Annotated in this window: 25 protein-coding genes; 17 read left to right on the top strand and 8 right to left on the bottom strand. The window is 70.7% G+C overall.

Going from position 1 to position 23,798, the window contains the following annotated elements; genetic code table 11:
- The first annotated feature begins 502 nt into the window (after positions 1-502).
- The 7 genes from ACIPJ2_RS00340 to ACIPJ2_RS00310 all read left to right on the top strand — a co-directional run bounded on the left by ACIPJ2_RS00340 (position 503) and on the right by ACIPJ2_RS00310 (position 7,727).
- Positions 503-1,831: an enolase C-terminal domain-like protein gene (locus tag ACIPJ2_RS00340; RefSeq protein WP_402727095.1), complete on the top strand. Its 1,329-nt coding sequence runs from the start codon at positions 503-505 to the stop codon at positions 1,829-1,831.
- Positions 1,832-1,874: 43 nt separating this feature from the next.
- On the top strand, positions 1,875-3,113 hold the full coding sequence (locus ACIPJ2_RS00335) for an ABC transporter substrate-binding protein (protein ID WP_402727094.1): 1,239 nt from the start codon (positions 1,875-1,877) through the stop codon (positions 3,111-3,113).
- Positions 3,114-3,216: 103 nt separating this feature from the next.
- Positions 3,217-4,191 (top strand): carbohydrate ABC transporter permease, encoded by a 975-nt coding sequence (locus tag ACIPJ2_RS00330; RefSeq protein ID WP_402727093.1) that lies wholly within the window; start codon positions 3,217-3,219, stop codon positions 4,189-4,191.
- A complete protein-coding gene (locus ACIPJ2_RS00325) occupies positions 4,184-5,098 on the top strand; it encodes a carbohydrate ABC transporter permease (RefSeq protein WP_402727092.1) in 915 nt (304 codons plus the stop codon). The genes ACIPJ2_RS00330 and ACIPJ2_RS00325 overlap by 8 nt, the downstream gene beginning before the upstream one ends.
- Before the next feature lie 33 nt (positions 5,099-5,131).
- On the top strand, positions 5,132-6,457 hold the full coding sequence (locus tag ACIPJ2_RS00320) for an alpha-L-fucosidase (RefSeq protein WP_281265799.1): 1,326 nt from the start codon (positions 5,132-5,134) through the stop codon (positions 6,455-6,457).
- Complete coding sequence (locus tag ACIPJ2_RS00315) at positions 6,457-6,777, top strand: L-rhamnose mutarotase (RefSeq protein WP_402727091.1); 321 nt, start codon at positions 6,457-6,459, stop codon at positions 6,775-6,777. Before ACIPJ2_RS00320 ends, ACIPJ2_RS00315 begins: the two co-directional genes overlap by 1 nt.
- Positions 6,774-7,727 (top strand): aldo/keto reductase, encoded by a 954-nt coding sequence (locus tag ACIPJ2_RS00310; RefSeq protein ID WP_402727090.1) that lies wholly within the window; start codon positions 6,774-6,776, stop codon positions 7,725-7,727. Before ACIPJ2_RS00315 ends, ACIPJ2_RS00310 begins: the two co-directional genes overlap by 4 nt.
- Positions 7,728-7,814: 87 nt before the next feature.
- Here the strand turns inward: ACIPJ2_RS00310 and ACIPJ2_RS00305 are convergent, their stop codons facing one another.
- The 6 genes from ACIPJ2_RS00305 to ACIPJ2_RS00280 form a co-directional block, all read right to left on the bottom strand.
- Positions 7,815-8,093, bottom strand: coding sequence for a GlsB/YeaQ/YmgE family stress response membrane protein (locus tag ACIPJ2_RS00305; RefSeq protein ID WP_281265797.1), 279 nt, complete (start codon positions 8,091-8,093; stop codon positions 7,815-7,817).
- A gap of 123 nt (positions 8,094-8,216) precedes the next feature.
- Positions 8,217-8,894: a FadR/GntR family transcriptional regulator gene (locus ACIPJ2_RS00300; RefSeq protein ID WP_402727089.1), complete on the bottom strand. Its 678-nt coding sequence runs from the start codon at positions 8,892-8,894 to the stop codon at positions 8,217-8,219.
- Positions 8,895-8,985: 91 nt separating this feature from the next.
- Positions 8,986-9,738, bottom strand: a complete 753-nt coding sequence (locus ACIPJ2_RS00295) for an SDR family NAD(P)-dependent oxidoreductase (RefSeq protein ID WP_402727088.1) — start codon at positions 9,736-9,738, stop codon at positions 8,986-8,988.
- The gene (locus tag ACIPJ2_RS00290; protein WP_402727087.1) at positions 9,738-10,586 is read right to left on the bottom strand and encodes a fumarylacetoacetate hydrolase family protein; all 849 of its coding nucleotides are present in this window, start codon (positions 10,584-10,586) and stop codon (positions 9,738-9,740) included. Before ACIPJ2_RS00290 ends, ACIPJ2_RS00295 begins: the two co-directional genes overlap by 1 nt.
- A 49-nt stretch (positions 10,587-10,635) precedes the next feature.
- A complete protein-coding gene (locus tag ACIPJ2_RS00285; RefSeq protein WP_402727086.1) occupies positions 10,636-11,529 on the bottom strand; it encodes an amidohydrolase family protein in 894 nt (297 codons plus the stop codon).
- 124 nt (positions 11,530-11,653) lie between these two features.
- Positions 11,654-11,917 carry a glutaredoxin domain-containing protein gene (locus ACIPJ2_RS00280; protein ID WP_281265793.1) on the bottom strand — a complete coding sequence of 88 codons (264 nt, stop codon included), beginning with the start codon at positions 11,915-11,917 and terminating at the stop codon, positions 11,654-11,656.
- A gap of 90 nt (positions 11,918-12,007) precedes the next feature.
- On the opposite strand from ACIPJ2_RS00280, the gene ACIPJ2_RS00275 reads away from it, so the two are divergent.
- From ACIPJ2_RS00275 to ACIPJ2_RS00240, 8 genes are all read left to right on the top strand, one after another.
- The gene (locus tag ACIPJ2_RS00275; protein WP_402727085.1) at positions 12,008-12,949 is read left to right on the top strand and encodes a PrsW family intramembrane metalloprotease; all 942 of its coding nucleotides are present in this window, start codon (positions 12,008-12,010) and stop codon (positions 12,947-12,949) included.
- Positions 12,950-13,014: 65 nt separating this feature from the next.
- Positions 13,015-14,703 (top strand): adenosylhomocysteinase, encoded by a 1,689-nt coding sequence (locus ACIPJ2_RS00270; protein WP_402727084.1) that lies wholly within the window; start codon positions 13,015-13,017, stop codon positions 14,701-14,703.
- Positions 14,700-16,013, top strand: coding sequence for an amidohydrolase family protein (locus ACIPJ2_RS00265; protein WP_402727083.1), 1,314 nt, complete (start codon positions 14,700-14,702; stop codon positions 16,011-16,013). The genes ACIPJ2_RS00270 and ACIPJ2_RS00265 overlap by 4 nt, the downstream gene beginning before the upstream one ends.
- A 7-nt stretch (positions 16,014-16,020) precedes the next feature.
- Positions 16,021-16,500: a cupin domain-containing protein gene (locus ACIPJ2_RS00260; protein ID WP_402727082.1), complete on the top strand. Its 480-nt coding sequence runs from the start codon at positions 16,021-16,023 to the stop codon at positions 16,498-16,500.
- A 25-nt stretch (positions 16,501-16,525) separates the two neighbouring features.
- Positions 16,526-17,317 (top strand): DUF3800 domain-containing protein, encoded by a 792-nt coding sequence (locus ACIPJ2_RS00255; protein WP_402727081.1) that lies wholly within the window; start codon positions 16,526-16,528, stop codon positions 17,315-17,317.
- A gap of 214 nt (positions 17,318-17,531) precedes the next feature.
- Entirely contained in the window at positions 17,532-18,353 is an 822-nt protein-coding gene (locus ACIPJ2_RS00250) for an ABC transporter substrate-binding protein (RefSeq protein WP_402727080.1), read from the top strand.
- Positions 18,354-18,358: 5 nt separating this feature from the next.
- Positions 18,359-19,222, top strand: a complete 864-nt coding sequence (locus tag ACIPJ2_RS00245; protein ID WP_402727079.1) for an amino acid ABC transporter permease — start codon at positions 18,359-18,361, stop codon at positions 19,220-19,222.
- Positions 19,219-19,953, top strand: coding sequence for an amino acid ABC transporter ATP-binding protein (locus tag ACIPJ2_RS00240; RefSeq protein WP_402727078.1), 735 nt, complete (start codon positions 19,219-19,221; stop codon positions 19,951-19,953). Before ACIPJ2_RS00245 ends, ACIPJ2_RS00240 begins: the two co-directional genes overlap by 4 nt.
- A 91-nt stretch (positions 19,954-20,044) precedes the next feature.
- On the opposite strand, the gene ACIPJ2_RS00235 is transcribed toward ACIPJ2_RS00240, so the two are convergent.
- The gene (locus ACIPJ2_RS00235; RefSeq protein ID WP_402727077.1) at positions 20,045-21,469 is read right to left on the bottom strand and encodes a DHA2 family efflux MFS transporter permease subunit; all 1,425 of its coding nucleotides are present in this window, start codon (positions 21,467-21,469) and stop codon (positions 20,045-20,047) included.
- Positions 21,470-21,545: 76 nt separating this feature from the next.
- On the opposite strand from ACIPJ2_RS00235, the gene ACIPJ2_RS00230 reads away from it, so the two are divergent.
- Complete coding sequence (locus ACIPJ2_RS00230) at positions 21,546-22,172, top strand: TetR/AcrR family transcriptional regulator (protein WP_402727076.1); 627 nt, start codon at positions 21,546-21,548, stop codon at positions 22,170-22,172.
- 72 nt (positions 22,173-22,244) lie between these two features.
- Here the strand turns inward: ACIPJ2_RS00230 and ACIPJ2_RS00225 are convergent, their stop codons facing one another.
- Positions 22,245-23,210 (bottom strand): NAD(P)H-quinone oxidoreductase, encoded by a 966-nt coding sequence (locus tag ACIPJ2_RS00225; RefSeq protein ID WP_402727075.1) that lies wholly within the window; start codon positions 23,208-23,210, stop codon positions 22,245-22,247.
- A 148-nt stretch (positions 23,211-23,358) separates the two neighbouring features.
- Between ACIPJ2_RS00225 and ACIPJ2_RS00220 the strand changes: the two genes are divergently transcribed.
- Positions 23,359-23,796 (top strand): hypothetical protein, encoded by a 438-nt coding sequence (locus tag ACIPJ2_RS00220; RefSeq protein ID WP_402727074.1) that lies wholly within the window; start codon positions 23,359-23,361, stop codon positions 23,794-23,796.
- Positions 23,797-23,798 lie beyond the last annotated feature (2 nt).

Here is a 23,798-nt window from a genome sequence, read left to right as displayed (position 1 = left end):
TAGCCCGAGGTGTCACGACGTGCCGCTCACGTCCGCCGACTGGTCGCGAGTTGTCGCCTGCCGGCCCGCGGAGCGACACTTCGTGCACCCTCGGCGGCACGCCGACGGCATGTCGTGACCACTCGGCGCGCGTCTGCGGCAGGTCGCGTCGCGACTGCCCGCCGGACGGGAGGCTCGTGTCCGCCCGCCACGGGCCTCCCGTCCGCCGCCCGTCTCTCGCTGCCCCGAGGTGTAACGACGTGCCGCTCCCCTCCGCTGACTGGTCACGAACTGTCGCCCGCCGGCCCGCGGAGCGACGGATGGTGACCGCTCGGCGGCCCGCCGACGGCATGTCGTGACCACTCGGCGCGGCCCGGGCGTGGGACCCGGCCCGCACCCAGTCATCGGGTGGTTGCGGTGGACATGACGCCAGAACGTGACGAAATAGACGCTTGACGCGGTAGACATCGGATGTTTTGATTGCCTCGTTCGGTCGACGGTGACCGGACGGGCAGGAGACACGATGAGCCGCATCACCGGTCTGCGCGTGCGCGACATCCGGTTCCCGACCTCTCGGGAACACGACGGGTCCGACGCCATGAACCCGGCGCCCGACTACTCCGCCGCGACCGTCGAGATCACGACCGACGCACTCGACGGGCTCGCGGGATCCGCCTTCGTCTTCACCATCGGCCGCGGCAACGAGGTCCAGGAAGCCGCCATCGCCGCACTCCGCGGACACGTCGTCGGTCGCGACGCCGAAGCACTCCTGGCGGACATGGGCGGCACCTGGCGCGAACTCGTGCACGACTCGCAGCTCCGCTGGCTCGGCCCGGAGAAGGGCGTCATGCACATGGCGATCGGCGCCGTCGTGAACGCCCTCTGGGACCTCAGGGCGAAGCGCGCAGGGGAGCCGCTCTGGGCGCACCTCGCCGGCCTCGCGCCCGAGGAACTCGTCGACCTGGTGGACTTCCGCTACCTCACCGACGCGATCACCCCCGCCGAGGCGCTCGCGATGCTCCGCGAGGCCGAGCCGCTCCGCGCGGGCCGTCGAGCGCGGCTCGAAGCGCAGGGCTACCCGGCGTACACGACCACCCCCGGCTGGCTCGGCTACGACGACGACAAGCTCGCCCGCCTCTGCCGAGAGGCCGTCGACGAGGGCTTCACGCAGATCAAGCTCAAGGTCGGTGGCGACGTCGACGAGGACGTCCGCCGGATGGGGATCGCCCGTGCCGTCGTCGGTCCGGACATCCGGATCGCCGTCGACGCGAACCAGCGGTGGGACGTCGACGAGGCGGTGGCGTGGATCGATCGACTCCGACCGTTCGACATCGCCTGGGTCGAGGAGCCGACGAGCCCCGACGACGTGCTCGCCCACGCCGAGATCGCCCGCCGCATCGCCCCGATCCCGGTCGCGACGGGGGAGCACATGGCGAACCGGGTCATCGCGAAGCAGCTCATCCAGGCCGAGGCGATGCGCGTGTTGCAGATCGACGCGACCCGCGTGGCCGGTGTCAACGAGAACCTCGCGATCCTTCTCCTCGCAGGCAAGTACGGCGTCCGGGTCTGCCCGCACGCCGGCGGTGTCGGGCTCTGCGAGGCCGTGCAGCACCTGTCGATGTTCGACGCCGTGGCGCTGTCCGGCGACCTCGACACCCGCTGCATCGAGTACGTCGACCACCTCCACGAGCACTTCGTGACCCCGGTCGACGTGCACGACGGCCGCTACTGGCCCCCCACCGCTCCCGGTGCCGGCACCGAGATGCTCGCCGACTCCCTCGACACGTACGAGTTCCCCGACGGCCCGGTCTGGGCCGTCGACTCCCCACGCGACGCGGTCCGCGTCGCCTGACCACACCCCCTCACCCGATCACCACGACGAAGTGGAGACTCCGATGCAACGACGACGCATCATCGCCGGGCTCGCGGCGGCAGCAGCCGCGGCCCTCGTGCTCAGCGGCTGTTCCTCCGGCAGCAGCGCCGGCGGGAGCCAGTCGAAGGACGCCCTGACCTGGTCCATGTGGATCGCCGGGAAGGAGGACAAGGCCGCCTGGCAGAAGGTCGCCGACACCGTGAAGAGCGAGGACGGCATCACCCTGACGATCCAGGGCGCTCCGTTCGAGAACTACTTCACGAAGCTCAGCACGCAGTTGAGCGCCGGGAGCGCCCAGTGCGTCGTGAGCATGCAGTCGCTCCGCGCGGCGAACTACACCGAGTCGCTGTTGCCGCTCGACGACCTCGCCAAGAAGGACGGCACCGACCTGTCGGCGTTCGACAGCACCGCGCTCGACGGCATGAAGGTGGACGGCAAGCTCTACGGGCTGCCGTACGACACCGGGCCCATCATGATGTTCTACAACCGGGACCTCTTCAAGCAGGCTGGTGTGGCCGAGCCCGAGCCCGGCTGGACCGTCGACGACTTCGAGGCGGCCGGGGCTGCGCTCAAGGCGAAGGGCATCACCGAGTACGGCTCGACGGTGGCCGACCTCAACCTGGAGTCGATGATCTACGGCTACAACGGCGGCCGGGTGATCACCGCAGGCGGCAAGCTCGACGCGACGAACGCGAAGTTCGCGGACGGCCTGGACTGGATGGCCAGCCTGGTGAAGAAGGGCTACGCGACGCAGGCGTCGTCCGACTCGTCGACACCGGGCAACGACTTCGCCGCCGGCAAGGTCGCGATGTACACCGACGGTCCGTGGTCGCTCATCAGCCAGAAGGCGAAGGTCACGTTCGACCTCGGCGTGACGACGCTCCCCGCCGGGACGTCCGGCCCGTCGACCTTCGCGGCCGGCTCCGGCTTCGGCGTCTCGAAGCAGTGCAAGTACCCGGAGCAGGCGTTCAAGGCCGTGCAGACGATGACCAGCGAGAAGGTCCTGACCTCGCTCGCCGAGCAGGGACGCGCGTTCCCCGGTCGGACCGCGGCACAGGCCGCCTGGTACTCCAGCGCCGGCATCGAGGGCGCGGAGCCCGCCCTCAAGGCGGCACTCGCGAAGTCGTCGCCGCTGCTCGGCAACAAGCAGAGCGACCAGCTGTCCCAGCTGTTCACGCAGTACGCGCTCCAGGCGGTGAACGGGCAGACCTCCGGTAAGGAGACCATGTCCTCGATCGCCGGCCAGCTCGGCACCCAGTGACCAGCTGACGGACTGGAGGCCGTGCTCGCGACGCGATCCGAGCCTCCAGTCCGTCCCATCCCACCCCCCCCCAGGACCGCGCGAACGACGAGGAGGTCGTCGCATGACCACCATCCAGGACCCACCGGCCGCCGCGGCCGTCCCGGCGGTCGCGACCGCCGTGGCGGCCGGCACGGCCGCGCCGAACCGGCAGGGCGGCGACCCAGGCCCGGTCGGGCGCCGCACCTGGTGGGGTGCCGCGTTCGCCGCACCGCACTCCATCGGCCTCGTCGTGTTCACGGCGTTCCCGATCATCGCGTCGCTCGTCGTGAGCTTCATGAACTGGCCGACGCTCGGCGCGCGGTCGTTCGCCGGCATCGAGAACTACGCGCGGCTCTTCGCCGACCCGGTGTTCCGCACGGTCACCCTCAACACGGCGCTGTTCGTGGTGCTGTACGTGCCGCTCAACCTCGTCGTGTCGCTCGGGCTCGCCGCCTGGCTGACACCGAGGATCGCTGGCCGACACGTCTTCCGGGTGCTGTTCTTCATCCCGACCATCACGCCGATCGTCGCGAACGTCGTGGTGTGGCGGATGCTGTACCAGCCGGGAGGTGCCATCGACGCGACGCTGCAGTCCACCGTCGGCGTGCACGCACCGAACTTCCTCGCCGACGAGCACTGGGCGATGCTCGCGATCGTCGCGATGAGCGTGTGGCAGGGCTTCGGCTACAACATGCTGATCTTCTCGGCGGCGCTCGACGCGGTGCCGGAGAACCAGATCGAGGCCTCGCAGCTCGACGGGGCGAACGCCTGGCAGACCTTCTGGGCGATCAAGTTCCCGCTCATCTCACCATCGGTGTTCTTCGCGACGATGATGACGCTGATCACCTCGTTCCAGGTGTTCGTGCAGCCGTTCGTCCTCACGAAGGGCGGCCCGGGCACCGCGACCGAGACCCTCGTGCAGTACATCTACAACACGGGCTTCCAGAACCAGCAGCTCGGCCTGGCTTCGGCCGGCGCCTGGGTGCTGTTCGTCATCATCCTCGGGATCACGGCCGTCCAGTTCCTCGGGCAGAAGCGGTGGGTGCACTATGAGTGAAGCGGTCCGCGGCGGCCTCGCCACCACGTCGAACCGGTCGGTCAACCCCCGAGCCGTCGCCAGGACGAAGACTGCACCACGGCCGGGCCGGGTGCGACACGCCATCGGGTACGCCCTGCTGTGCCTCGTCGCGCTGCTGTTCGTCTCGCCGCTCGTGTACATGGTCGCGACGAGCCTGAAGCCCGCCGACCAGGTCTTCACCACCCCGCCGACGCTCTGGGGTCGGTCGCTCGAGTGGAGCAACTACGTCCAGGCGTTCACCTACCTCCCGTTCGCGCGGTTCATCCTCAACGGGGTGTTCGTCGCGGCGGTCGGCACCGCGATCAACGTCGCCGTGGCGGTGTTGTCCGGGTACGCGTTCTCACGCCTGCGCTGGCGCGGGCGGAACACGGTGTTCATGCTGTTCCTGGTCACGCTGATGATCCCGCAGGACGTCCTCGTCATCCCGATGTACGTGATGATGCAGGGCTTCGGGTGGGTCGACACGTTCCAGGCGCTGATCATCCCGTGGGCGTTCACCGCGCTCGGCGCCTTCCTGATCCGGCAGTTCTTCCTCACCGTGCCGCAGGAGCTCGACGACGCCGCACGGGTGGACGGTGCCGGACCCGTCCGGACCTTCTTCTCGGTGATGATGCCGCTCGCCCGCCCGACGATGGCGGTGCTCGCGGTGTTCTCGTTCCTCTCGTACTGGAACTCGTTCCTGTGGCCCCTCGTCGTCGTGAACGACGTGGAGGCCCACGGCACCATCCCGCTCGGCCTACAGCAGTTCTTCGGGCAGCAGGGCTCCGAGTGGAACCTCGTCATGGCCGCCTCGGTCATCTCGATGCTGCCGACCGTCATCCTGCTCGTCCTGCTCCAGAAGCACCTCGTCAAGGGCATCGTCACCTCCGGCCTCGGCGGCCGGTGACGTGCTGCACTCCTGAAAGGAACACTGGCCACCATGACCATCACCGCACCTGCAGAGCCGCAGGTCGACCCCGCCGCCAACGGCCTGCCCGCCTGGTTCACCCACGACCGCTTCGGCATGTTCATCCACTGGGGGCTCTACGCCCTGCCCGCCCGGCACGAGTGGGTGAAGAACCGCGAGCGGATCACCGACGAGGACTACCAGAAGTACTTCGACCACTTCGACCCCGACCTGTTCGACGCCGCCGACTGGGCTCGGCGTGCGCGGGAGGCCGGCATGAAGTACGTCGTGCTCACCACGAAGCACCACGAGGGGTTCGCGCTCTGGGACTCGGCGCTGACGGACTACAAGGCCACGAACACGCCGTTCGGCCGGGACATCGTCCGCGAGTTCGTCGACGCCGTCCGCGCCGAGGGGCTCCGGGTCGGGTTCTACCACTCGCTCATCGACTGGCACCACCCGGACTTCACCATCGACGGGGTGCACCCGCGACGGGACGACGGCGAGTCCGCCATCGCGGCGCTCAACGAGGGCCGGGACATGGCGCGGTACCGGGAGTACCTGCACGGACAGGTGACGGAGCTGCTGTCGGACTACGGGCGGATCGACTACCTGTTCTACGACTTCTCGTACCGGGACAACGACCACGAGGACATCTGGGGCGGCAAGGGCCGCGACGACTGGGGATCCTCGGAGCTGTTGGAGCTGACCCGTCGGCTCCAGCCCGGCATCATCGTCAACGACCGGCTCGATCTGCCCGGCGACATCGTCACCCCAGAGCAGTACCAGCCGGACAAGCCGATGGAGGTCGACGGGGTCCAGGTGCCGTGGGAGGCGTGCCAGACGCTCAACGGCTCATGGGGCTACGACCGCGACAACCTCAACGTGAAGAGCACCGACCTGCTCGTCCGGATGCTCGTCGACGGGGTGTCGAACAACGGGAACATGCTCCTCAACGTCGGACCCACCGGTCGTGGCGAGTTCGACGGGGTCGCCCGGACGGCGCTCGCCGAGATCGGGTCGTGGATGGACCGGCACGCACGGTCGGTGTACGGCGCCGGGCCCTCGTCCTTCCGGGCACCGGCGGGCACCGTCTACACGCAGAACGGCAACCGGCTGTACCTGCACCTGTTCACGTGGCCGTTCGAGCACGTGCACCTGCCCGACCTCGCCGGCCGCGTCGAGTACGCGCAGCTGCTGAACGACGCGTCCGAGATCCACTACCGCGAGATCCCGCCGGGGACCCGGGCGCAGAACACCGGGCTCGGTGGGCAGCCGGCAGGGACGCTGACCCTGACGCTGCCGATCGTCCGACCGGACGTCGCCGTGCCCGTCGTCGAGCTGTTCCTGCGCGACTGATGCAGCGGATCCTCTCGCGGACGCGACTGCGGAGCGGGGCGGAGGCGGAGTACGACCGCGTGCACGCCGCCGTCCCGGCGGCGCTGGCCGACCGGCTCCGTGCCGCCGGGGTGTCGAACTGGAGCATCTGGCGCGACGGCCAGGACCTCGTCCACCTGATCGAGGTCGCCGACTACCGGGCGATGCGTCGCTCGTTGGCGGACGACCCCGTCAACGCCGAGTGGCAGGCCGTGATCAACCCCCTGCTCGAGGCCGACGACGACTACTCCGGGGACGACGACGGGATCCCGCTCGTGTGGACCCTGGCGAGTCAGCCGTGAGCGTGCCGTTCGACCTCGACGTCGGGCCCTTCTGGCTCGGGTGCGCGAACCTCGGGAACCTCTACCGCGAGGTCTCCGACGCCGATGCCCGCGCGACGGTCGATGCCGCGTGGGACGCCGGGGTGCGCGGGTTCGACACGGCGCCGCACTACGGGGTCGGGCTGTCCGAACGACGCCTCGGCGCGGCGCTCGCCGGTCGGCCGCGGGACTCGTACCGGGTGTCCACGAAGGTCGGGCGGCTCCTCGTCCCCGGACCGGGCGACGGCGTCGACGACGACGGGTTCGCGGTGCCGAACGACCTCGTGCGACGGTGGGACCCGTCGGCATCAGGGGTGCGCCGGTCGCTCGACGAGTCCCTCGTGCGGCTCGGCCTCGACCACGTCGACGTCGCGTACCTGCACGACCCCGACGTGTACTCGCTGTCCGACGGGCTGGCCCAGGCGCTGCCGGCGCTCGCGAGCCTGCGGGACGAGGGCGTCGTGCAGGCCGTCGGTGTCGGCTCGAACTCGGTGTCGGCGCTGTCGGCCGCCGTGGACACGGGCATCTGCGACGTCATCATGCTCGCCGGGCGGTACACGCTGCTCGAACAGCCGGCGGCGGCGCTGGTCTCCCGGTGCGCCTCGCTCGGGGTCGACGTGGTCGCGGTCGGTGTCTACAACTCCGGGCTCCTGAGCAACCCGCTCCCCGCGCCGGGTACCACGTACGACTACGCCCCGGCCCCGTCGTCGCTGGTCGATCGGGCCCGGGCGCTCGCCGCGGTCTGCTCGCGGCACGGGGTGACGCTGCCGGAGGCCGCGCTGGCGTTCCCGCGCCGGGCACCAGCGGTCCGCACGGTCGCCGTCGGTGCCCAGTCGGCAGCGCAGGTGCGCGAGAACGCCGCTCGCGCCGCGGTGCCCGTCCCCGACGCGCTCTGGGCAGACCTGGAGACGGCGGCCCTGCTGCCCGCTTGACCCCGTCGCGCCCCACAACGAACATCGCGCCCCGTCGAGACGGGGCGCGATGTTCGTGCGGGGGCGCGATCAGCGCCGAGGTAGACCCTAGCTGCGAGCCGACTTGCGGCCGGTGACGCGCAGGTAGATGAACAGCACGATGATGGCGCCGATGATCGACCCGATGATGCCGGCCGGCTGGAAGAAGCCGTCCATCGGGTCGTGCTGGAAGATCAGGAAGCCGAGGAAGCCCCCGACGAACGAGCCGATGATGCCGAGCAGGATGGTCATCGGGATCGAGATGTGCTGCTTGCCGGGCATGACCAGTCGCGCGATGGCGCCGGCGATGAGTCCGATGATGATCAAGCTGATGATGAGACCGAGCACGGTTTCCTCCTCGTGGGTGCGGTTGCCGCGGCATGGTTGCCGGAGTCAGGGCCGACGTCCCATCGAACACGTCAACCGCTCGACGCGGCCAGGAGTGCGCGGACTGGCTGATCCGACGACGTGTCAGTCGAGGGAACGGCGCAGCCAGCGCTCGACACCCTCGACGTGTGACACGACGAGCGCCTGCACGAGCTGGGGGTCCCGTCGGCGGATGGCGTCGACGATCGCGGCGTGCTCGTCAAGGGTGCGCTGGACGGAGCCGTTCTGGGTGAGACCACGCCAGACCCGCACGCGCACGGTCTTGCTCGACAGGGCGTCGAGGAGCCCGGACAGGTACTGGTTCCCGCCGATGCCCGCGATCGTGGAGTGGAAGAGCAGGTCGTGCGCGACGAGGTCCTCGACGCCGGTGTCCTCGCCCACCGAGCCCATGAGCGTGGCGAGCTCGTCGATCTGCTGCTCGGAGGCGCGGGCGGTGGCGAGCACGGCGGACGCGGGCTCCAGGATGCGACGGACCTCCAGCAGGTCGACGAGCGAGCGGTCGTGGTGCATGTCGACGACGAACGACACCGCCTCGAGCAGGACGGAGGGCTCCAGCGAGGTCACGTAGGTGCCGTCGCCGCGTCGCACGTCGAGCACGCGGATGAGTTCGAGGGCCTTCACCGCCTCGCGGAGACTGTTCCGGGAGAGCCCGAGGGACTCGCTGAGTTCCTTCTCGGGCGGGAGGCGCTGGCCGGGTTTGAGCTCGCCGGTCACGATCATCTGCTGGATGCGCGCGATCGCGTCGTCGGTCAGCGAAGCCATGGCGGTCCCTCCACCCGACCACGCTGGGTCGGGACGTCCCGACGATACCCGGGCCGAGCCTCCCGACCGGCGCGGCGGAGCCGCCGGGCCATCAGGCTGGCCGGAGCCGGAGTGCCTGCATCCCGCCGTCGACCGCCAGGTCGACGCCCGTCGTGGACCGGGCGAGCGGACTCGTCAGGTAGGCGACGGCCTCGGCGACCTCCTCCGGTGCGACCAGGCGCCCGTGGGGTTGGCGTGCCTCGAGTGCGGCGCGTTCGGCTGCCGGGTCGGCGGCGGTCGACAGCAGCCGTGCGACCCACGGCGTGTCCGCGGTGCCCGGGTTCACGGCGTTGACCCTGATGCCCTCGCGGATGTGGTCGGCGGCCATCGCGCGGGTGAGTGCGGCGATGGCGCCCTTCGTCGCGGAGTACAGCGCGCGCTGGGGGAGTCCGGCGGTCGCGGCGATCGAGCAGGTGTTCACGATGCTGGCGTTCCCCGATGCGCGGAGGTGCGGCAGCGCGGCACGGGAGAGTCTGACGACGCCGAGGACGTTGACCTCGTACACGTGGCGCCACTCGTCGTCGGGGTTGCCCTCGACCGTGCCCTGCGCGCCGATGCCGGCGTTGTTGACGAGGACGTCGAGTCCGCCGAGCTGCTCGACCGCGGTGGCGACGGCCGCGCGGACGCTCTCGTCGTCTCCGACGTCACACGGGACGGCGATCGTGCCGTCGGTGACGCCGGATGTCTGCAGGTCGAGCACGGCGACCGTCGCGCCGCGTTCCTGCAGTGCCGACGTGATCGCCGCGCCGATGCCCGAGGCACCGCCCGTCACGATCGCACGGAGCCCCTCGTGCGAGCCGGGCATCAGGCGGCCCCGATCGTCTGCCGCTGGGCGCCGAGGCCGTCCGCGGTGAGCTCGACGACGTCGCCCGGCTGCAGGTACGGGGCGTGCCCGGCCAGCGCGACGCCGGCGGGCGTTCCGGTGCTGATGACGTCGCCCGGGTACAGGACCATGAACTGGGAGAGGTACCGGACGATCTCCGCCGGGTGGAACACCATGTCGGCGGTCGTGCCGTCCTGGCGGACCTCGCCGTTCACGCTGAGCCGTAGGGCGATGGCGTCCGGGGTCACCTCGTCCGGCGTGACGAGCCACGGGCCGAGCGGGTTGAACGTCTCGCAGGACTTCCCCTTGTCCCACTGCCCGCCGCGCTCGAGCTGGAACTCGCGTTCGGAGACGTCGTTCGCGATGGCGTAGCCCGCGATGTGCGTCGCGGCCTCGTCCTCGGACTCGCAGTACCGCGCCATCGTGCCGATCACGACGGCCAACTCGATCTCCCAGTCCGTCTTCGTGCTGTTCCGGGGAACCAGGACCTCGTCGTCCGGGCCGATCACGGTCATCGGGTCCTTCATGAACACGATCGGCTCGGTGGGGATGTCGGCACCCGTCTCGGCAGCATGGTCGCGGTAGTTCAGGCCGATGCAGACGACCTTGCCCGGGCGGGCGACGGGCGCTCCGCGGCGCAGGCCGTCGGCGTCGGGCACCGGCTGCAGGTCGCCGGCGCTGCGGGCGTGCTGCACGCGGCCGACCGGGTCGGACGACAGGAAGGCACCGCTGATGTCGGTGGTGATCGGCCGGAGGTCGAGGGCCTCGCCGTCGGAGTCGATGGCCACGGGGATCTCGCGTCCCAGGGGGCCGAGTCGTGCGAACTTCATCGTTCCTCGCTCTCTGCGCTGCGCCGGTGCAGCGGGCAGTGCAGACATCCTATGTCTGGGGCTGTACTCCGGCAAGGTACACACGCTCCGCCGTGCCGCCGAGCACGGCCTTGCGTTCCGTGTCGGACAGGTCCGCGAGGGCGTCGGCTGTCGTGCGCAGGGAGGTGCCGTAGTCCGCGGCCAGGGTCGAGACCGGCCAGTCCGAGCCCCACATCGAGCGGTCGGGGCCGAAGGTGTGCACCGTGTCCCGTACGTACCGGTCGACGGGGCGGTGCCGCCAGTCGTCGCCGGCTTCGGTGAGGAGCCCGGAGACCTTGCACGCCACGTTCGGCCGGGCGGCGAAGTCCCGCATGCGTGCCCGCCAGGCAGTCGCCGAGTCGGAATCGTCGTGCGCGATGGCTGGCTTGCCGGCGATGTCTGGCTTGCCGGCGTGGTCGAGGACGAAGACGCCGTCGGGGACCGAGTCGACGAGGGTGAGGGCTGCCGCGTGTTCTCGAGCTCCGCGGATCAGGAGGTCGAACGCCAGTCCTGCTGCGGCGACGGCTCGGACACCGCGGGCGACGTCCTCACGGGCGAGCCAGGACGGGTCCGGCTCGTCCTGGGCCTGGTGTCGGATGCCGACGAGCGGCGGGTGCGACCCGCGCTGCTGGGATCCCGCTGCGGCCGTGCGGAGCGCCGCGAGTCGATCGGCCACGTCCGGCGCGGTCAGGTCGACCCATCCCACGACGCCGGCTACGGGCTCCGGCTGCGCGAGGAGCCACGCGGTCTCGCCCGGGTCGTGCACGGCCTGCACGACGATCGTCGCCGTGACACCGGCCGGGGCCGTGACCGCGTGGAGGTCCGACGCGTCGAACCGGCGTCGGATCGGCGCGACGGAGTCGTCCATCCAGGGGTACGCACGGTCGGAGGGGTCCCAGAGGTGCTGGTGAGCGTCGATGATCACGCGCTCATCATGCCCGATTCATCCGATGTCCGCGTGTTGGACGGGCGCAGGTCCCTACCGCGAAAGCGACACTGTGCCCGCGGATTCCGGGCGAATTCCGTCGCTTTCGCGGGAAAGACCCCCGTCAGACGGCGCCGGACGCCTCGAGCTCGGCCTGCAGCTCGGCGTCGGACGGCTCCACGAAGTGCTTGCCGTTCGGCAGCACCACGACGGGGATGTTCTTGCGCCCGCTGATCGCCTCGGCACGCGAGGCTCCCGACGGCTCCGCCTCGACGTCCACGTACGTGTACTCAACACCGAGCTTGTCGAGCAGCGCCTTCGAACGTCGGCAGTCGCGGCACCAGTCCGCGCCGAACATCGTCACCTGGTCGAATGTCTCATCGCTCATACCCAGACACTACGTCCGGAGCGCAGGAGACATTCCTCAGGTCGGGCACCGATCCGGGCACGGCGCTGGCCGGCGATGCACGATGGTCCCATGTCCACGGCCAGCGAACCCGTCGCCCACCCGCACCACCGCCGTGGTTGGTGGTGGAAGACGCTGCTCGTCGGCTTCGTGCTCTGGGCGGTGACGATCGTCGTCACCGTGTACACGAGCAACACCAACCTGGTGCCGACGATCATCCTGCTCGGCAGCTTCCTCGTGCCCTTCACCGTGGTGCTCTTCGTCATCGAACGGGTCACCGGCACGGTCAGCACGATGCAGCTCGTCACGGCGTTCTTCGTCGGCGGCATCCTCGGGGTCCTCGGGGCGTCGCTGCTCGAGTCGGACCTGCAGCAGAACGCCCTGGTCTACGTCGCGGTCGGGTTCGTGGAGGAGTTCGTCAAGGGCGTGCTCCTCGTGGTCGTCGGATGGCGCGTCCGCCCGAAGACGGCTCGGCAGGGAGCCCTGCTCGGCGCGACCGTCGGCGCCGGGTTCGCCGCGTTCGAGTCCGCCGGGTACGCCTTCAACGCCGCGATCACCTCGCGGGGGATCGACCTGGTGTCACTGCTGCAGACCGAGGTCCTCCGCGCGATCCTCTCCCCGGTCGGCCACGTGCTCTGGACCGCGATCCTCGGGGCGGTGCTGTTCGGTGCCGCGCACGGTCGGCCGCGGTTCCGCTGGGCCTGGAGCATCCTCGTCACCTACGTCGTGGTCGCGCTGCTCCACGGGCTCTACGACTCGAACTCCACGATCTCGACCCTCCTCGCGTTCCTCATCACGGGCACGCCGATCTCCGTGGCGCAGAACGGCGCGGTGCCGGCGTCGATCGTGGGGCTCTCGTCGACGCTGTACCTCGTCGGACTCGCGATCGTCTCCGCGATCGGCGTCGCCGTGCTGATCGGGATCCAGGTGCACTACCGCAAGCGCACGCGGCAGCTCGGCGCCCCCGCCGCGCCCGGCTGGGCGGACGCCCCGCGCCCCGACGTGCTCCGCTGAGACCGACCCCGAGAGCGCCCCGCCGGACGCACCGACCGGCTACCGCACAGCTCTACCCTGGGACCATGCCGCTACGCTCCGACCCCGACACGGCGGCCTGGGCATCCGCGGCCGTCCGGCACTTCGCGCGGACGACGAACATGCTCGTCGCCGCACGCCGCTTCCGGATCGTCGGGGGCGAGCGCGGAGACGTCGCCGCGCTGGACGCGCTGCTGACCGGTCTCGGCGCGCTCCGCGCGGATGAGCACGAGCCGATCGACCAGCTCTGGTGCCTCGGCACACCGGAGCACAGCACGCCCGTCATCGAGCGGGAGTCCGACCGCCCCCGCGGCGCGACCCTGATCGTGATCGACGCCGGCCGGCACACCCCGGCAGTCGACGAGGACGCGTTCGGCCCCGTCGCCCCCGCCCGACCCGGCGTGCTCGGGGTGCCGATGACCTCCGACGACGTGTTCATGGTCTCGACGGGCCGCGACCCCGAGGCCGACCTCGCCGCCGAGGCCCGCCTGCGCTGGGCCCGCCGCTCGATGCCGGTCTCCCGCGCCGTCGCCGCCGAGCTCCGCGACGGCGGACTCCTCCGTGGCACCCGCATCGGCGTCGCGATGTTCCTCGAGCCGAAGACCGCCGTGCTGAGCCTGCTGCTCCGCGACGCCGGTGCCGAGGTCGTCGTCTACGCCCATGCCGACGAGACCGACGACGCCGTGGCGGACGCCCTCCGGAACGCGGGACTGACGGTCCACGCCGGCAGCACCGCGACGCTCGCGGAGCAGAAGGCGCTCGCACTCGCGATGCTCGACACCCGCCCGCACATCCTGCTCGACGACGGCTCGCACCTGATCCGCCTCGCACACCAGGAGCGTCCCGACCTGCTGCCGACGATGCTCGGTGCCGCCGAGGAGACGACGAGCGGCCTCCGGCCCCTGCGCGTGATGGCCGAGCGCGGGCAGCTCGGCATCCCCGTGGTCGCGGTGAACGACGCCCGCACGAAGACGTTCTTCGACAACCGGTACGGCACCGGGCAGTCGACGGTCTTCGCGACGCTCGACCTGGTCGACGGGCTCCCGTCCGCCGTCGCGCACCGGATCCGGTCGGGAGGCTCGGCAACGGTCGCCGGGTACGGACACGTCGGCGAGGGGGTCGCCCTGGTGCTCCGCGCGCTCGGCTTCACCGTGACGGTCGCCGAGACGGACCCGGTCCGCGCCCTGCAGGCGCTGTTCGCCGGGCACGCCGTCGCTCCGCTCGCCGACGCCGTGCAGGACGCGGACCTCGTGATGAGTGCGACGGGCGTCCGCGACACGATCACGGTCGACGTCCTCCGCTCCTGCGCTCCCGACGCGGTCGTCGCGGTTGCGGGCGGCGTCGACCAGGAGATCGCGATCGACGACGCGCTCGCGGCCGGTGCCTCCCGGTCGACGGTCGGGCCGCAGGCGGAACGGTTCACGTTCCCGGACGGCCACGGCGTCGTGGTGCTCGACGACGGTGGGTGCATCAACATCACCGCTGCCGAGGGCAACCCCGTCGAGATCATGGACCTCTCGTTCGCGGCGCAGCTCGGCGCCGTGCGGATGCTGCTCGAGCGCGGCGACGAGCTGCCGCGCGCCGTCGTGCCCATCGACCCCGCGGTGGACGAGGCGACCGCCCGCGCGGCGCTGGTCGCCTTCGGGAGTCGACCCGAGCCTCCCGTCCGTGTCGCCAGCCAACCCGCCGAACGCGAGCCGGACGTCCGGACCCGCCGTTTCGGAGACCCTGCATGAGCGACCAGCAGACCACCGTCCACTCGGCGCGCATCGTCGTGCCGATGACCGCGCCGCCGATCGCCGACGGCGCGGTCGCGGTCCGCGACGGACGCATCCTGCACGTCGGCGAGCGCGCATGGGTCCTGGACCAACTCGACGGCACGACGTTCACCGAGCGGCGGTGGAAAGGGGCGCTGCTCCCCGGGCTCGTGAACGCCCACTCCCACCTGCAGTACACCGGCATGGCCAGTGTCGGACGAGGCCAGTACGGCGGATTCGAGGACTGGGCCGCGGCGTTCAACGAGGAGTACGCGGAACCGCACGACTGGCGGGCCGAAGCTGCCGACGGGGCTGCGCAGTCGATCATGGCGGGGGTGACGAGCATCGCGGACATCGTCACGGACATCGAGGCCGCCACCGCGCTCGAGACGTACGGCCTCGGCGGGATCGCCTACTGGGAGGTGATGGACTGGGAGAACGCGGCGTGGCAGGAGCACGGGCGCGACCAGGTGCTCGACGAACTCGCCCGGATCCCAACGACGCCGGGTGCAGGACTCTCCCCGCACGCGCCGTACTCGCTCGACGTCGCGCCGCTCCTCGAACTCCCGGACATCGTCCGCCAGCGCGGGCTCCGGTTGCACCTGCACCTCGGGGAGGCGGCGTTCGAGGGGGAGCGCCTCGCCACGTCGCCCGAGCACGGATCCGACTGGCACCTCGCGAACGTGCCGTCGTTCCGGGCGATGCGCGCGCTCGGGTTCGGCGCGAGCGCGACGTCGTTCGTGGACCGGCTCGGCGTCCTCGGGCCGGACTGCCACATCGCCCACGGCGTCTACATGACCGCGGCCGACCGAGCCCTGCTCCGCGCCCGCGGCACCGCCGTCGCGCTCTGCCCACGCTCGAACGCCGTCATCGGCCTCGACCCGCCGCCCGTCGCCGACTACCTCCGCGAGGGGAGCCCGATCGCGATCGGGACGGACTCGTTGTCCTCGTCGCCTTCCCTCGACCTGATGGCCGACGTCACCGCGCTGCACCGGATCGCCCGCGCGCAGGGCTACGGCGACCACGACCTGCACGAGCGACTGCTCGCGGCGGCCACGCTCGGTGGAGCGCACGCGATGGGGCTCGCCGTCGGCCCGGACCGGATCGGGCACCTCGCCGTGGGGGCCCGAGCGGACCTCGCCGTGTTCGACGTGGACGCCCGCACGGTGCCGGATGCGCTCGCGGAGCTCGTCGAGGACGGTGCCGGACGGGCCGCGGCGACGGTGATCCGTGGGCGTGTGCGAGCGGAGGACGGCCGTCTCGCAGACGACGGCCGTCTCGCGGGATGATGGTGGCATGAACGGGCAGATGGCACGGCGGACGGTCGACGGCGAGATCATCGAGTGGCTGGACGTCCCGAAGCGGGCAGCGGCACTCGGGATGGAGCCGCACCCGGAGGGCGGCTGGTACGTCCGGACCTGGACGTCGCCCGCGACGGTGTCGACCCCCGGGGGCGAGCGGCCGGCCGCGACACTCATCCACTTCCTCCTGCCCCCGGGTGAGGCGTCCGCGTGGCACCGCGTCACGAGCGACGAGATCTGGATGTGGCACGGGCCGGACTCGGTGGTCCTCGAGCTCGGCGGCGACGGTGAGCAGCCGGAACCGGGCGCGCAGATCACCCTCGGTGCCGATGCCGGCCGCGACCGGGTGAACGACGCGCAGGCGTTCGTCCGCGGTGGCGTGTGGCAGCGGACCCTCCCCGGTGACGGCGAGGTCCTGCTGAGCTGTCTGGTGTCGCCGGGGTTCTCGTTCGAGGACTTCACCCTGGCTGACTGAAATTCTCCATTGGTATGTTGGCCGGATGGATCCCGGCCTTGTACCTGCGCTCGCGCAAGCAGCGATCGACGCGCCGTTCGAGTTCGCCTACGTCGACGAGACCGGTGACAAGGGGGATCCCGTCGCTTCTCCCGGGGCGACGCGGACCTACACGCTCGGGTGCGTGCTGGTCCCCGGCGGTGACTGGACCGATCGGCTGGACTGGCTGGCAGAGGTGCGTCGGGAGATGCGAGACACCTACGGCATCCTCGTTCGGCACGAGCTGAAGGCGAACGTCCTCCTGAGGGGTCGCGGCGACCTCAGGGACCTGGGGCTCGGGGACGGGCAGCGGCGCGACGTCTTCCGTCGATCCCTCGTTGCTCTGTCCGTCGTTGCGTCCGGCGTCTTCGCAGTGGTCATCGACAAGGAAGCCCGTCCGATGGACTTCCAACCGGAGGAACGGGCGTGGACCTCCCCGCTCCAGCGCCTCCGGATCCGGTCGGAACGCCTCGGGCGGCCGATCATCCTCGTCCACGATGCCGGCGACGACACCACCGTCCGGGCGATCCATCGTCGATTCCGGCGGCACAGCTTCGCACCGGGCGGCCGTCGAGTCAGTGCGCCGCTCCTTGTCGAGGACCCAGTCCCTCGGGACTCTGCGTCGTCCTACTTCATCCAGGCGGCCGACCTCGTCGCGTACACCGCGTTCCGCCGGTTCCAGGCGCCCGGCGCTCGGAGCGGGAGTGTCTGCGACCAGACGATGTGGGACGAACTCCGGCCGGTGTGGCGCACCGAGGTGACCACAGCACGCCGAGACGCCATCGTCGTCTGGCCCTGACGGTCACGACGCGCGACGCCGACCACGAACGAGAAAGGGGGCGCCCCGTGCTGGGACGCCCCTTGATCTCAGACCTCAGCCGAGCATGCGCTCGGTTCAGCCCGCGTCGTGATCCTACCAGGACCGGGTCGCTCGGTGACGGGCCGGGTCGCGGTGGTGTACCAGTTCCCCGTACGATTCTCCCTGCCCCCACCCCCTGCACGAAGGCCCGACCGTGACTCGTCCCCTCCGCATCTCCATCGCCGTCGCGACCGCCGCGGTCGCCGCCCTCGCCCTCTCGTCCTGCGCATCGGGGAGCGGGAACAGCGCCGACGGCACGGTCGCCGACGGCAAGCTCACGATCGCGACCGGGCAGCCCGCGTACTCGCCCTGGGTCGAGGACAACAAGCCGCAGTCCGGCAAGGGTTTCGAGTCGGCCGTGGCGTACGCCGTCGCGAAGGAGATGGGCTACGCGCAGTCGGACGTCGTCTGGAAGCGCAGCACCTTCGACAGCGCGATCGCTCCCGGCCCGAAGGACTGGGACCTCAACATCCAGCAGTTCTCGATCGACGCCAAGCGCAAGAAGGCCGTCGACATGTCCTCGGCGTACTACACGACCACACAGGCGGTCGTCACGACCTCGGGGTCGAAGGCCGTCGACGACACCACGGTCGACTCCCTGAAGAAGGACGCGATCGGTGTCGCGACCGGTTCGACGAGCATCGCCAGCGTGAAGGACGTCCTCGGGGTCACCCCGCAGGTCTTCAACTCGAACGACGACGCCGTGCTCGCGCTGAAGTCCGGCCAGATCGACGCGATCGTCACCGATCTGCCGACGGCCTTCTACATGGCGGCAGCGCAGCTCGACGACGGCACCGTGTCCGCGCAGTTCCCGTCGGACGGCAAGGGCGACCAGTTCGGGTTCGTGCTGCCGAAGGGCTCCGAGCTCACGAGCAAGGTCGACAAGGCGCTGCAGACGCTCGACGACGACGGCACGCTCAAGCGGCTCCAGACGAAGTGGCTGTCGTCCGAGACGAACACCCCCGTCCTGAAGTAGCGCAGGTGACGGTCCCCACAGCCGTCACGGCGGCTCCCAGTCAGGTCGAGCTCGAGCGGCGGATCTACCGTCGACAGCGCGGGCGTCGAGCGGTCCTCGCATCCGTCGTGTCGACGGTCGTCGTGCTGGTGGTCGTCTACTTCGGCGTCGTGAACACCCCGGGGTGGGCTGCGGTCCAGCAGTCGTTCTTCGACCCGGGCACCGCCGTGTCGACGTTCCCGGACATCCTGCTCGGCCTGTGGCTGAACATCCGGATCCTGTTCTTCGCCGCCATCGGCGTCGCGGTGTTCGGCACGCTGCTCGCCGTCGTCCGGGGTCTGCGCAACCCGGTGTTCTTCCCGTTGCGGATGCTCGCCACCGGGTACACCGACCTGTTCCGTGGGCTGCCGCTCATCATCGTGCTGTACCTCGTCGGCTACGGCATCCCCGGGCTCGGGATCTTCCCGCGCCTGCCCGCCGAGGTCTGGGGCACGGTCGCGATCATCCTGACGTACTCGTCGTACATCGCCGAGGTGCTCCGCGCCGGCATGGAGGCCGTGCACCCCTCGCAGCGGCTCGCCGCCCGGTCGCTCGGGCTGTCCCACGCGCAGACGCTCCGGCTCGTCGTGATGCCGCAGGCGATCCGGAAGGTCACGCCGGCGCTCATGAACGACTTCGTGTCGATGCAGAAGGACGTCGGCCTGGTGTCGATCCTCGGCGCGGTCGACGCCGTCCGCTCGGCGCAGATCGCCCAGGCGGAGACCTACAACTTCACGCCGTACTTCGTCGCGGGTCTGCTGTTCGTCGTGATCAGCCTGCCGCTCATCCGCGTCACCGACGCCATCGCCCGCCGACAGCAGCGCCGCGAGCAGATCGGGGGCACCGTATGACCGCCGTGCTCGAGCTCCAGGGACTCCGCAAGTCCTTCGGCGACCAGGAGGTCCTGCGCGGCATCGACCTCACCGTCGACCGGCACGAGGTCATCTGCGTCATCGGTGCGTCCGGCTCCGGCAAGTCGACGCTGCTCAAGACGGTGAACCTCCTCGAGGGCATCGACGACGGGCAGATCTTCCTGCAGGGTGCCGACATCTCGGACCCGCGCGTGGACGTCGACGCCACCAGGGCCCGGATCGGCGTGGTGTTCCAGCAGTTCAACCTGTTCCCGCACATCACCGTGCTCGACAACGTGACGCTCGCGTCGCGGAAGGTGCACGGCGTCCCGCGCGCCACCGCCGAGGCCACCGCACGCCGGCTGCTCGACCGGATCGGGCTCGGGGACTTCGCCGGTGCGTACCCGGACCGGCTCTCCGGCGGGCAGCAGCAGCGTGTCGCGATCGTCCGGGCCATCGCGTCGGAGCCGGAGCTGCTGCTCCTCGACGAGGTCACGAGTGCCCTGGACCCGATGCTCGTCGGCGAGGTGCTCGATCTCGTCACCGAGCTGAAGCGCCAGGGTTCCACGATCCTGATGACGACGCACGAGATGCACTTCGCGCGGAACGTCGCCGACCGCATCGTGTTCCTGCACCGCGGTGAGGTCGTCGAGCAGGGCACGCCCGCCGAGGTCCTCGACGCTCCCACGCACCCGGCGCTGGTGGAGTTCCTCTCCCGCGTCGGCGCGTAGCGCGTTCACCGCGCTTCGTGGCGCCGCGCCCCGTCACGGACATCGCGCCCCGTCGTGACAGGGCGCGATGTCCGCAACGGGGTGCGGCCGGTCATGCCGCGAGCGCCGGCTCCGGTGCGAGCTCCGCCGCTGCCGGCTCCGCCGACGCCACCCCGCGCCCGGCGGGCAGGAACACGGCGACCAGGGCCGACACCGCGACCACCGCTGCCCCGACGAGCACGGCCGGCTGTGCCGCGTCGACGTAGCCCGTCGGTGTGAGCTGCCCACCGGCGCCGGTGAACACCGCGGTCAGCACGGCGATGCCCAGGGCCACGCCGATCTCCCGCAGCGTGGAGTTCGAGCCGGAGGCCTTCGCGTGGTCCTCCTGCGGCATCCGGGCGAGCACCGCGGTCGAGATCGGCCCGAAGACCGCGCCCATCCCGATCCCGGCGAGCAGGAACCCGGGGAGCAGGCCCGTGAACGTCACGTCGGCGGACATGGCACCGGCGATCCAGAACAGTCCGGCGGACAGGAACGCCATCCCGCCGGCGATCAGCACGCGGGTGCCGATCCGAGGTGCGACCATGCCCGCGAGCGGCGCGACCACCATCGGCGCGAGGGTCCACGGCATCGTCCAGACTCCGGCCTCGAGCGGGGAGCGGCCCTGCACGACCTGCAGGAACTGGATGAGGATGAACACCGCGCCGAACGCCCCGAACGAGAACGTCATCGCGACGATGTTCGCGAGCGTGAAGCTCCGGTCGCGGAAGAACCGGAGGGGCAGGAGCGGCGCGTCGGTCGTGGCCTGGCGAACGACGAACGCCACGAGCAGCAGGCCGCCGCCGACGAGCCCGGCGAGGACCTCGAACGAGGCCCACCCGGCGTCGTTGCCCCGCACGATGCCGAACACCACACCGAGGACCCCGAGCCCGGCGAGCACCACGCCGAGGACGTCCGCGCGGACCCGGGCGCCGAGGGTGTTCGGCAGGGCGAGCAGTGCCAGCGGGATCGCGATGATCCCGACGGGGACGTTGAGCCAGAAGATCGCCTGCCAGCTCCAGCCCTCGACGACGGCGCCGCCGATGAGGGGACCGAGCGCGACGCCGAGGCCGGAGATCCCGCCCCAGGCGCCGATCGCGACGGTTCGGGTGCGGTCGGGGACGCTGCCGACGAGCAGGGTGAGCGAGAGTGGCATGATCGCCGCCGCTCCTGCGCCTTCCACGGCACGCCACACGATGAGCGCGGTGGGGTCGGTACTCATCGCGGCGAAGGCCGACGAGATCGTGAACACGGCGATGCCCGCGACGAAGAGGTGCCGTCGGCCGAGCCGGTCGCCGAGTCCGACGGCGAGGAGCATCAGCGCGGCGAAGGCGAGTGTGTACGCGTTGGTGATCCACTGCAGCTCCTCGACGGAGGCACCGAGGTCCGCGTGCACCGCGGGGAGCGCGCTCGTCACGACGAGGTTGTCGAGGGTCGCCATGAACATCGGGAGGGACGCGGCGGTGATCGCCAGCCAGACGGGGATGCGTCGTTTCATCGGGAGGTCCGTTCTGAGGTAATCGGATGATTACTAACGCTGGCGACTGTAGTAATCGACTGATAACCTGTCAACCATGACTTCTGGAGCAGATGCCGCAGTGTCGCGGACCGGTCGGATGCCGGCTGCTGAACGCCGGGCGATGATCCTCGACGCCGCGCGGGACCTGTTCGGCCGACAGGGCTACCACGGCACGACGACCGACCAGATCGCGAAGGCCGCCGGCATCAGCCAGCCGTACGTGGTCCGGATGTTCGGGGCGAAGGAGGCGCTCTTCCTCGAGGTGCTCGACGCCACGCTCGCCACGCTCGTCGACGCCTGGCGGGAGACGCTCGACGGACTGCCGTCCGGTGCGGACGAACACGAGCGGGCGCGCGCGATCGGGGAGCAGTTCGTCGACCTCGCCGCGACGCGCGGACTGCACACGATGCTCCTGCAGGCGTTCGTCTCCGGCGCCGAGCCGGCCATCGGCCGGGCTGCCCGTGAGGGGTTCCTCGGCATCTACCGGTTCCTGCGTGACGAGGCCGGCATCCCCGACGAGCAGGTCCAGGGCTTCCTCGGCTCCGGGATGATCTTCAGCGTGATGCTCGCGATCGACATGCCCGCCCGCTTCGACGACGACGAGGACGCGGCGGCGCTGCTCCGCGCGACGTTCGGCGAGAAGTGCATGCAGGTCGTCGCGTTGGCGCGCGCAGCGGCCTGACCGCAACCGCCTGGAGGCCCGGTGACGGTCCGCCGGACCGGCACCGGGCCTCCAGGCGGTTCCCGGCGCGCCTCAGGGCTGCAGCAGGAGCTTGCCGATGACCTCGCCCGCCGCCATGCGGCGGTGCGCTTCGCCCGCCTCGGCGAGCGGCAGCACGGCGTCGACCACCGGACGCACGCGACCGTCGGCGACGAACGGCCACACGTTGTACCGGACGGCCTCGACGATGGCGGCCTTCTCGGCGAGCGGCCGCGCGCGGAGCGTCGTCCCGCTGATCGTCGCCCGCTTGCGCATGAGCAACCCGAACGGCAGCGGTGCCTCGGTCCCGCTGCCCGACGCGATCACGGCGACGTGCCCGTTCGGCGCGAGGACCTCGAGGTTCCGCGCCAGGTAGTCCGGTCCGACCACGTCGAGCACGACGTCGACGCCCCGACCGTCGGTGAAGTCGAGCGCACGGGCGACGAAGTCCTCGGAACGGTGGTCGATCACCAGGTCCGCACCGAGGTCACGCGACGCGGCCACCTTGCGGTCGCCGCCAGACGTCGCGATCACCGTCGCGCCGAGTGCCTTCGCCCACAGGACCGCGTGCGACCCCATGCCCCCGGTACCCCCGTGCACGAGCAGCGTCTGCCCCGGACGGAGCCCCGCGAGCATGCCGATGTTGGAACACACGGTGCATGCTGCCTCGGGCAGTGCAGCGGCCTCCACGAGGTCGACGCCCTCCGGCACCGGGAGCAGCTGCGTGGCGGGGACGACCACGTGCGTCGCGTACCCGCCGCCGGCGAGGAGCGCGCAGACCCGGTCGCCGACGGCCCAACCAAAGACGCCGTTGCCGAGCGCGCGGATCGTGCCGGACACCTCCAGCCCCAGGATCTCGGACGCTCCAGGGGGAGGCGGGTAGTTCCCCTGCCGCTGCTGCAGGTCGGCGTTGTTCACCCCGGCCGCCGCCACCTCGACGAGCACCTCGCCGTCGGAGGGCGTCGGGTCGGGGAGGTCGGTCAGGGAGAGCGCGTGCTCGTCGTACGTGATGGCCTGCATGCCCACGACGGTACGCGCGGCGACGTCATCCGGCGGTGGTGCGGACCCGACACCCTCGCCATCCGACCCTGTGGGTTTCCCATGTACGCTCGGTCGCGCATCCGTGTTCCCGTTCGAGGGACACGTCATCAGACCCTGGGGGATCACCATGCAGAAGTTCGCCGCACTCACCACAGCCGCCGTCGCCGTCGTCCTGCTCGCTGGATGCGCGTCCGGCGGGGCTGGCAGCGGGTCGACGCCGACGCCGAAGGCACAGACCAAGGCGCAGGCCTGCAAGACGCTGGAGAGCGACATGAAGTCGGTCTCCAGCGAGCTGCAGTCGCAGATGACGAAGATCCAGAGCGACCCGACCACGGCGGTTGCGAAGCTCAAGGAGTTCGACGGCAAGCTCAAGGCGGCCACCGACAAGGTGACGAACGAGGACGTCCACGAGACGGCCTCCGGGTTCGAGCAGTCGTTCTCGAACCTCGTGTCGCAGCTCGAGGCCTACTCGAAGGACCCGCAGTCGGTGGACTCGACGAAGCTGCAGGACTCGATCACCGACGTCCAGAAGTCGACGCAGAAGATGAGCGAGGTCTGCGGCTGACG

Origin of the sequence: Curtobacterium sp. NPDC090217 (assembly GCF_044746705.1) — a bacterium.
In the GTDB taxonomy this organism is placed as follows: Bacteria; Actinomycetota; Actinomycetes; order Actinomycetales; family Microbacteriaceae; genus Curtobacterium.
This window is presented reverse-complemented; position numbering and strand designations above follow the sequence as displayed.

What these genes read in the sequence shown, in the direction of transcription:
- ACIPJ2_RS00340 (WP_402727095.1), top strand. Translation starts at nt 503, where the DNA reads ATGAGCCGCATCACCGGTCTGCGCGTGCGCGACATCCGGTTCCCGACC.
- ACIPJ2_RS00335 (WP_402727094.1), top strand. Translation starts at nt 1,875, where the DNA reads ATGCAACGACGACGCATCATCGCCGGGCTCGCGGCGGCAGCAGCCGCG.
- ACIPJ2_RS00330 (WP_402727093.1), top strand. Translation starts at nt 3,217, where the DNA reads ATGACCACCATCCAGGACCCACCGGCCGCCGCGGCCGTCCCGGCGGTC.
- ACIPJ2_RS00325 (WP_402727092.1), top strand. Translation starts at nt 4,184, where the DNA reads ATGAGTGAAGCGGTCCGCGGCGGCCTCGCCACCACGTCGAACCGGTCG.
- ACIPJ2_RS00320 (WP_281265799.1), top strand. Translation starts at nt 5,132, where the DNA reads ATGACCATCACCGCACCTGCAGAGCCGCAGGTCGACCCCGCCGCCAAC.
- ACIPJ2_RS00315 (WP_402727091.1), top strand. Translation starts at nt 6,457, where the DNA reads ATGCAGCGGATCCTCTCGCGGACGCGACTGCGGAGCGGGGCGGAGGCG.
- ACIPJ2_RS00300 (WP_402727089.1), bottom strand. Translation starts at nt 8,894, where the DNA reads ATGGCTTCGCTGACCGACGACGCGATCGCGCGCATCCAGCAGATGATC.
- ACIPJ2_RS00295 (WP_402727088.1), bottom strand. Translation starts at nt 9,738, where the DNA reads ATGCCCGGCTCGCACGAGGGGCTCCGTGCGATCGTGACGGGCGGTGCC.
- ACIPJ2_RS00290 (WP_402727087.1), bottom strand. Translation starts at nt 10,586, where the DNA reads ATGAAGTTCGCACGACTCGGCCCCCTGGGACGCGAGATCCCCGTGGCC.
- ACIPJ2_RS00280 (WP_281265793.1), bottom strand. Translation starts at nt 11,917, where the DNA reads ATGAGCGATGAGACATTCGACCAGGTGACGATGTTCGGCGCGGACTGG.
- ACIPJ2_RS00275 (WP_402727085.1), top strand. Translation starts at nt 12,008, where the DNA reads ATGTCCACGGCCAGCGAACCCGTCGCCCACCCGCACCACCGCCGTGGT.
- ACIPJ2_RS00270 (WP_402727084.1), top strand. Translation starts at nt 13,015, where the DNA reads ATGCCGCTACGCTCCGACCCCGACACGGCGGCCTGGGCATCCGCGGCC.
- ACIPJ2_RS00265 (WP_402727083.1), top strand. Translation starts at nt 14,700, where the DNA reads ATGAGCGACCAGCAGACCACCGTCCACTCGGCGCGCATCGTCGTGCCG.
- ACIPJ2_RS00260 (WP_402727082.1), top strand. Translation starts at nt 16,021, where the DNA reads ATGAACGGGCAGATGGCACGGCGGACGGTCGACGGCGAGATCATCGAG.
- ACIPJ2_RS00255 (WP_402727081.1), top strand. Translation starts at nt 16,526, where the DNA reads ATGGATCCCGGCCTTGTACCTGCGCTCGCGCAAGCAGCGATCGACGCG.
- ACIPJ2_RS00240 (WP_402727078.1), top strand. Translation starts at nt 19,219, where the DNA reads ATGACCGCCGTGCTCGAGCTCCAGGGACTCCGCAAGTCCTTCGGCGAC.
- ACIPJ2_RS00235 (WP_402727077.1), bottom strand. Translation starts at nt 21,469, where the DNA reads ATGAAACGACGCATCCCCGTCTGGCTGGCGATCACCGCCGCGTCCCTC.
- ACIPJ2_RS00230 (WP_402727076.1), top strand. Translation starts at nt 21,546, where the DNA reads ATGACTTCTGGAGCAGATGCCGCAGTGTCGCGGACCGGTCGGATGCCG.
- ACIPJ2_RS00225 (WP_402727075.1), bottom strand. Translation starts at nt 23,210, where the DNA reads ATGCAGGCCATCACGTACGACGAGCACGCGCTCTCCCTGACCGACCTC.
- ACIPJ2_RS00220 (WP_402727074.1), top strand. Translation starts at nt 23,359, where the DNA reads ATGCAGAAGTTCGCCGCACTCACCACAGCCGCCGTCGCCGTCGTCCTG.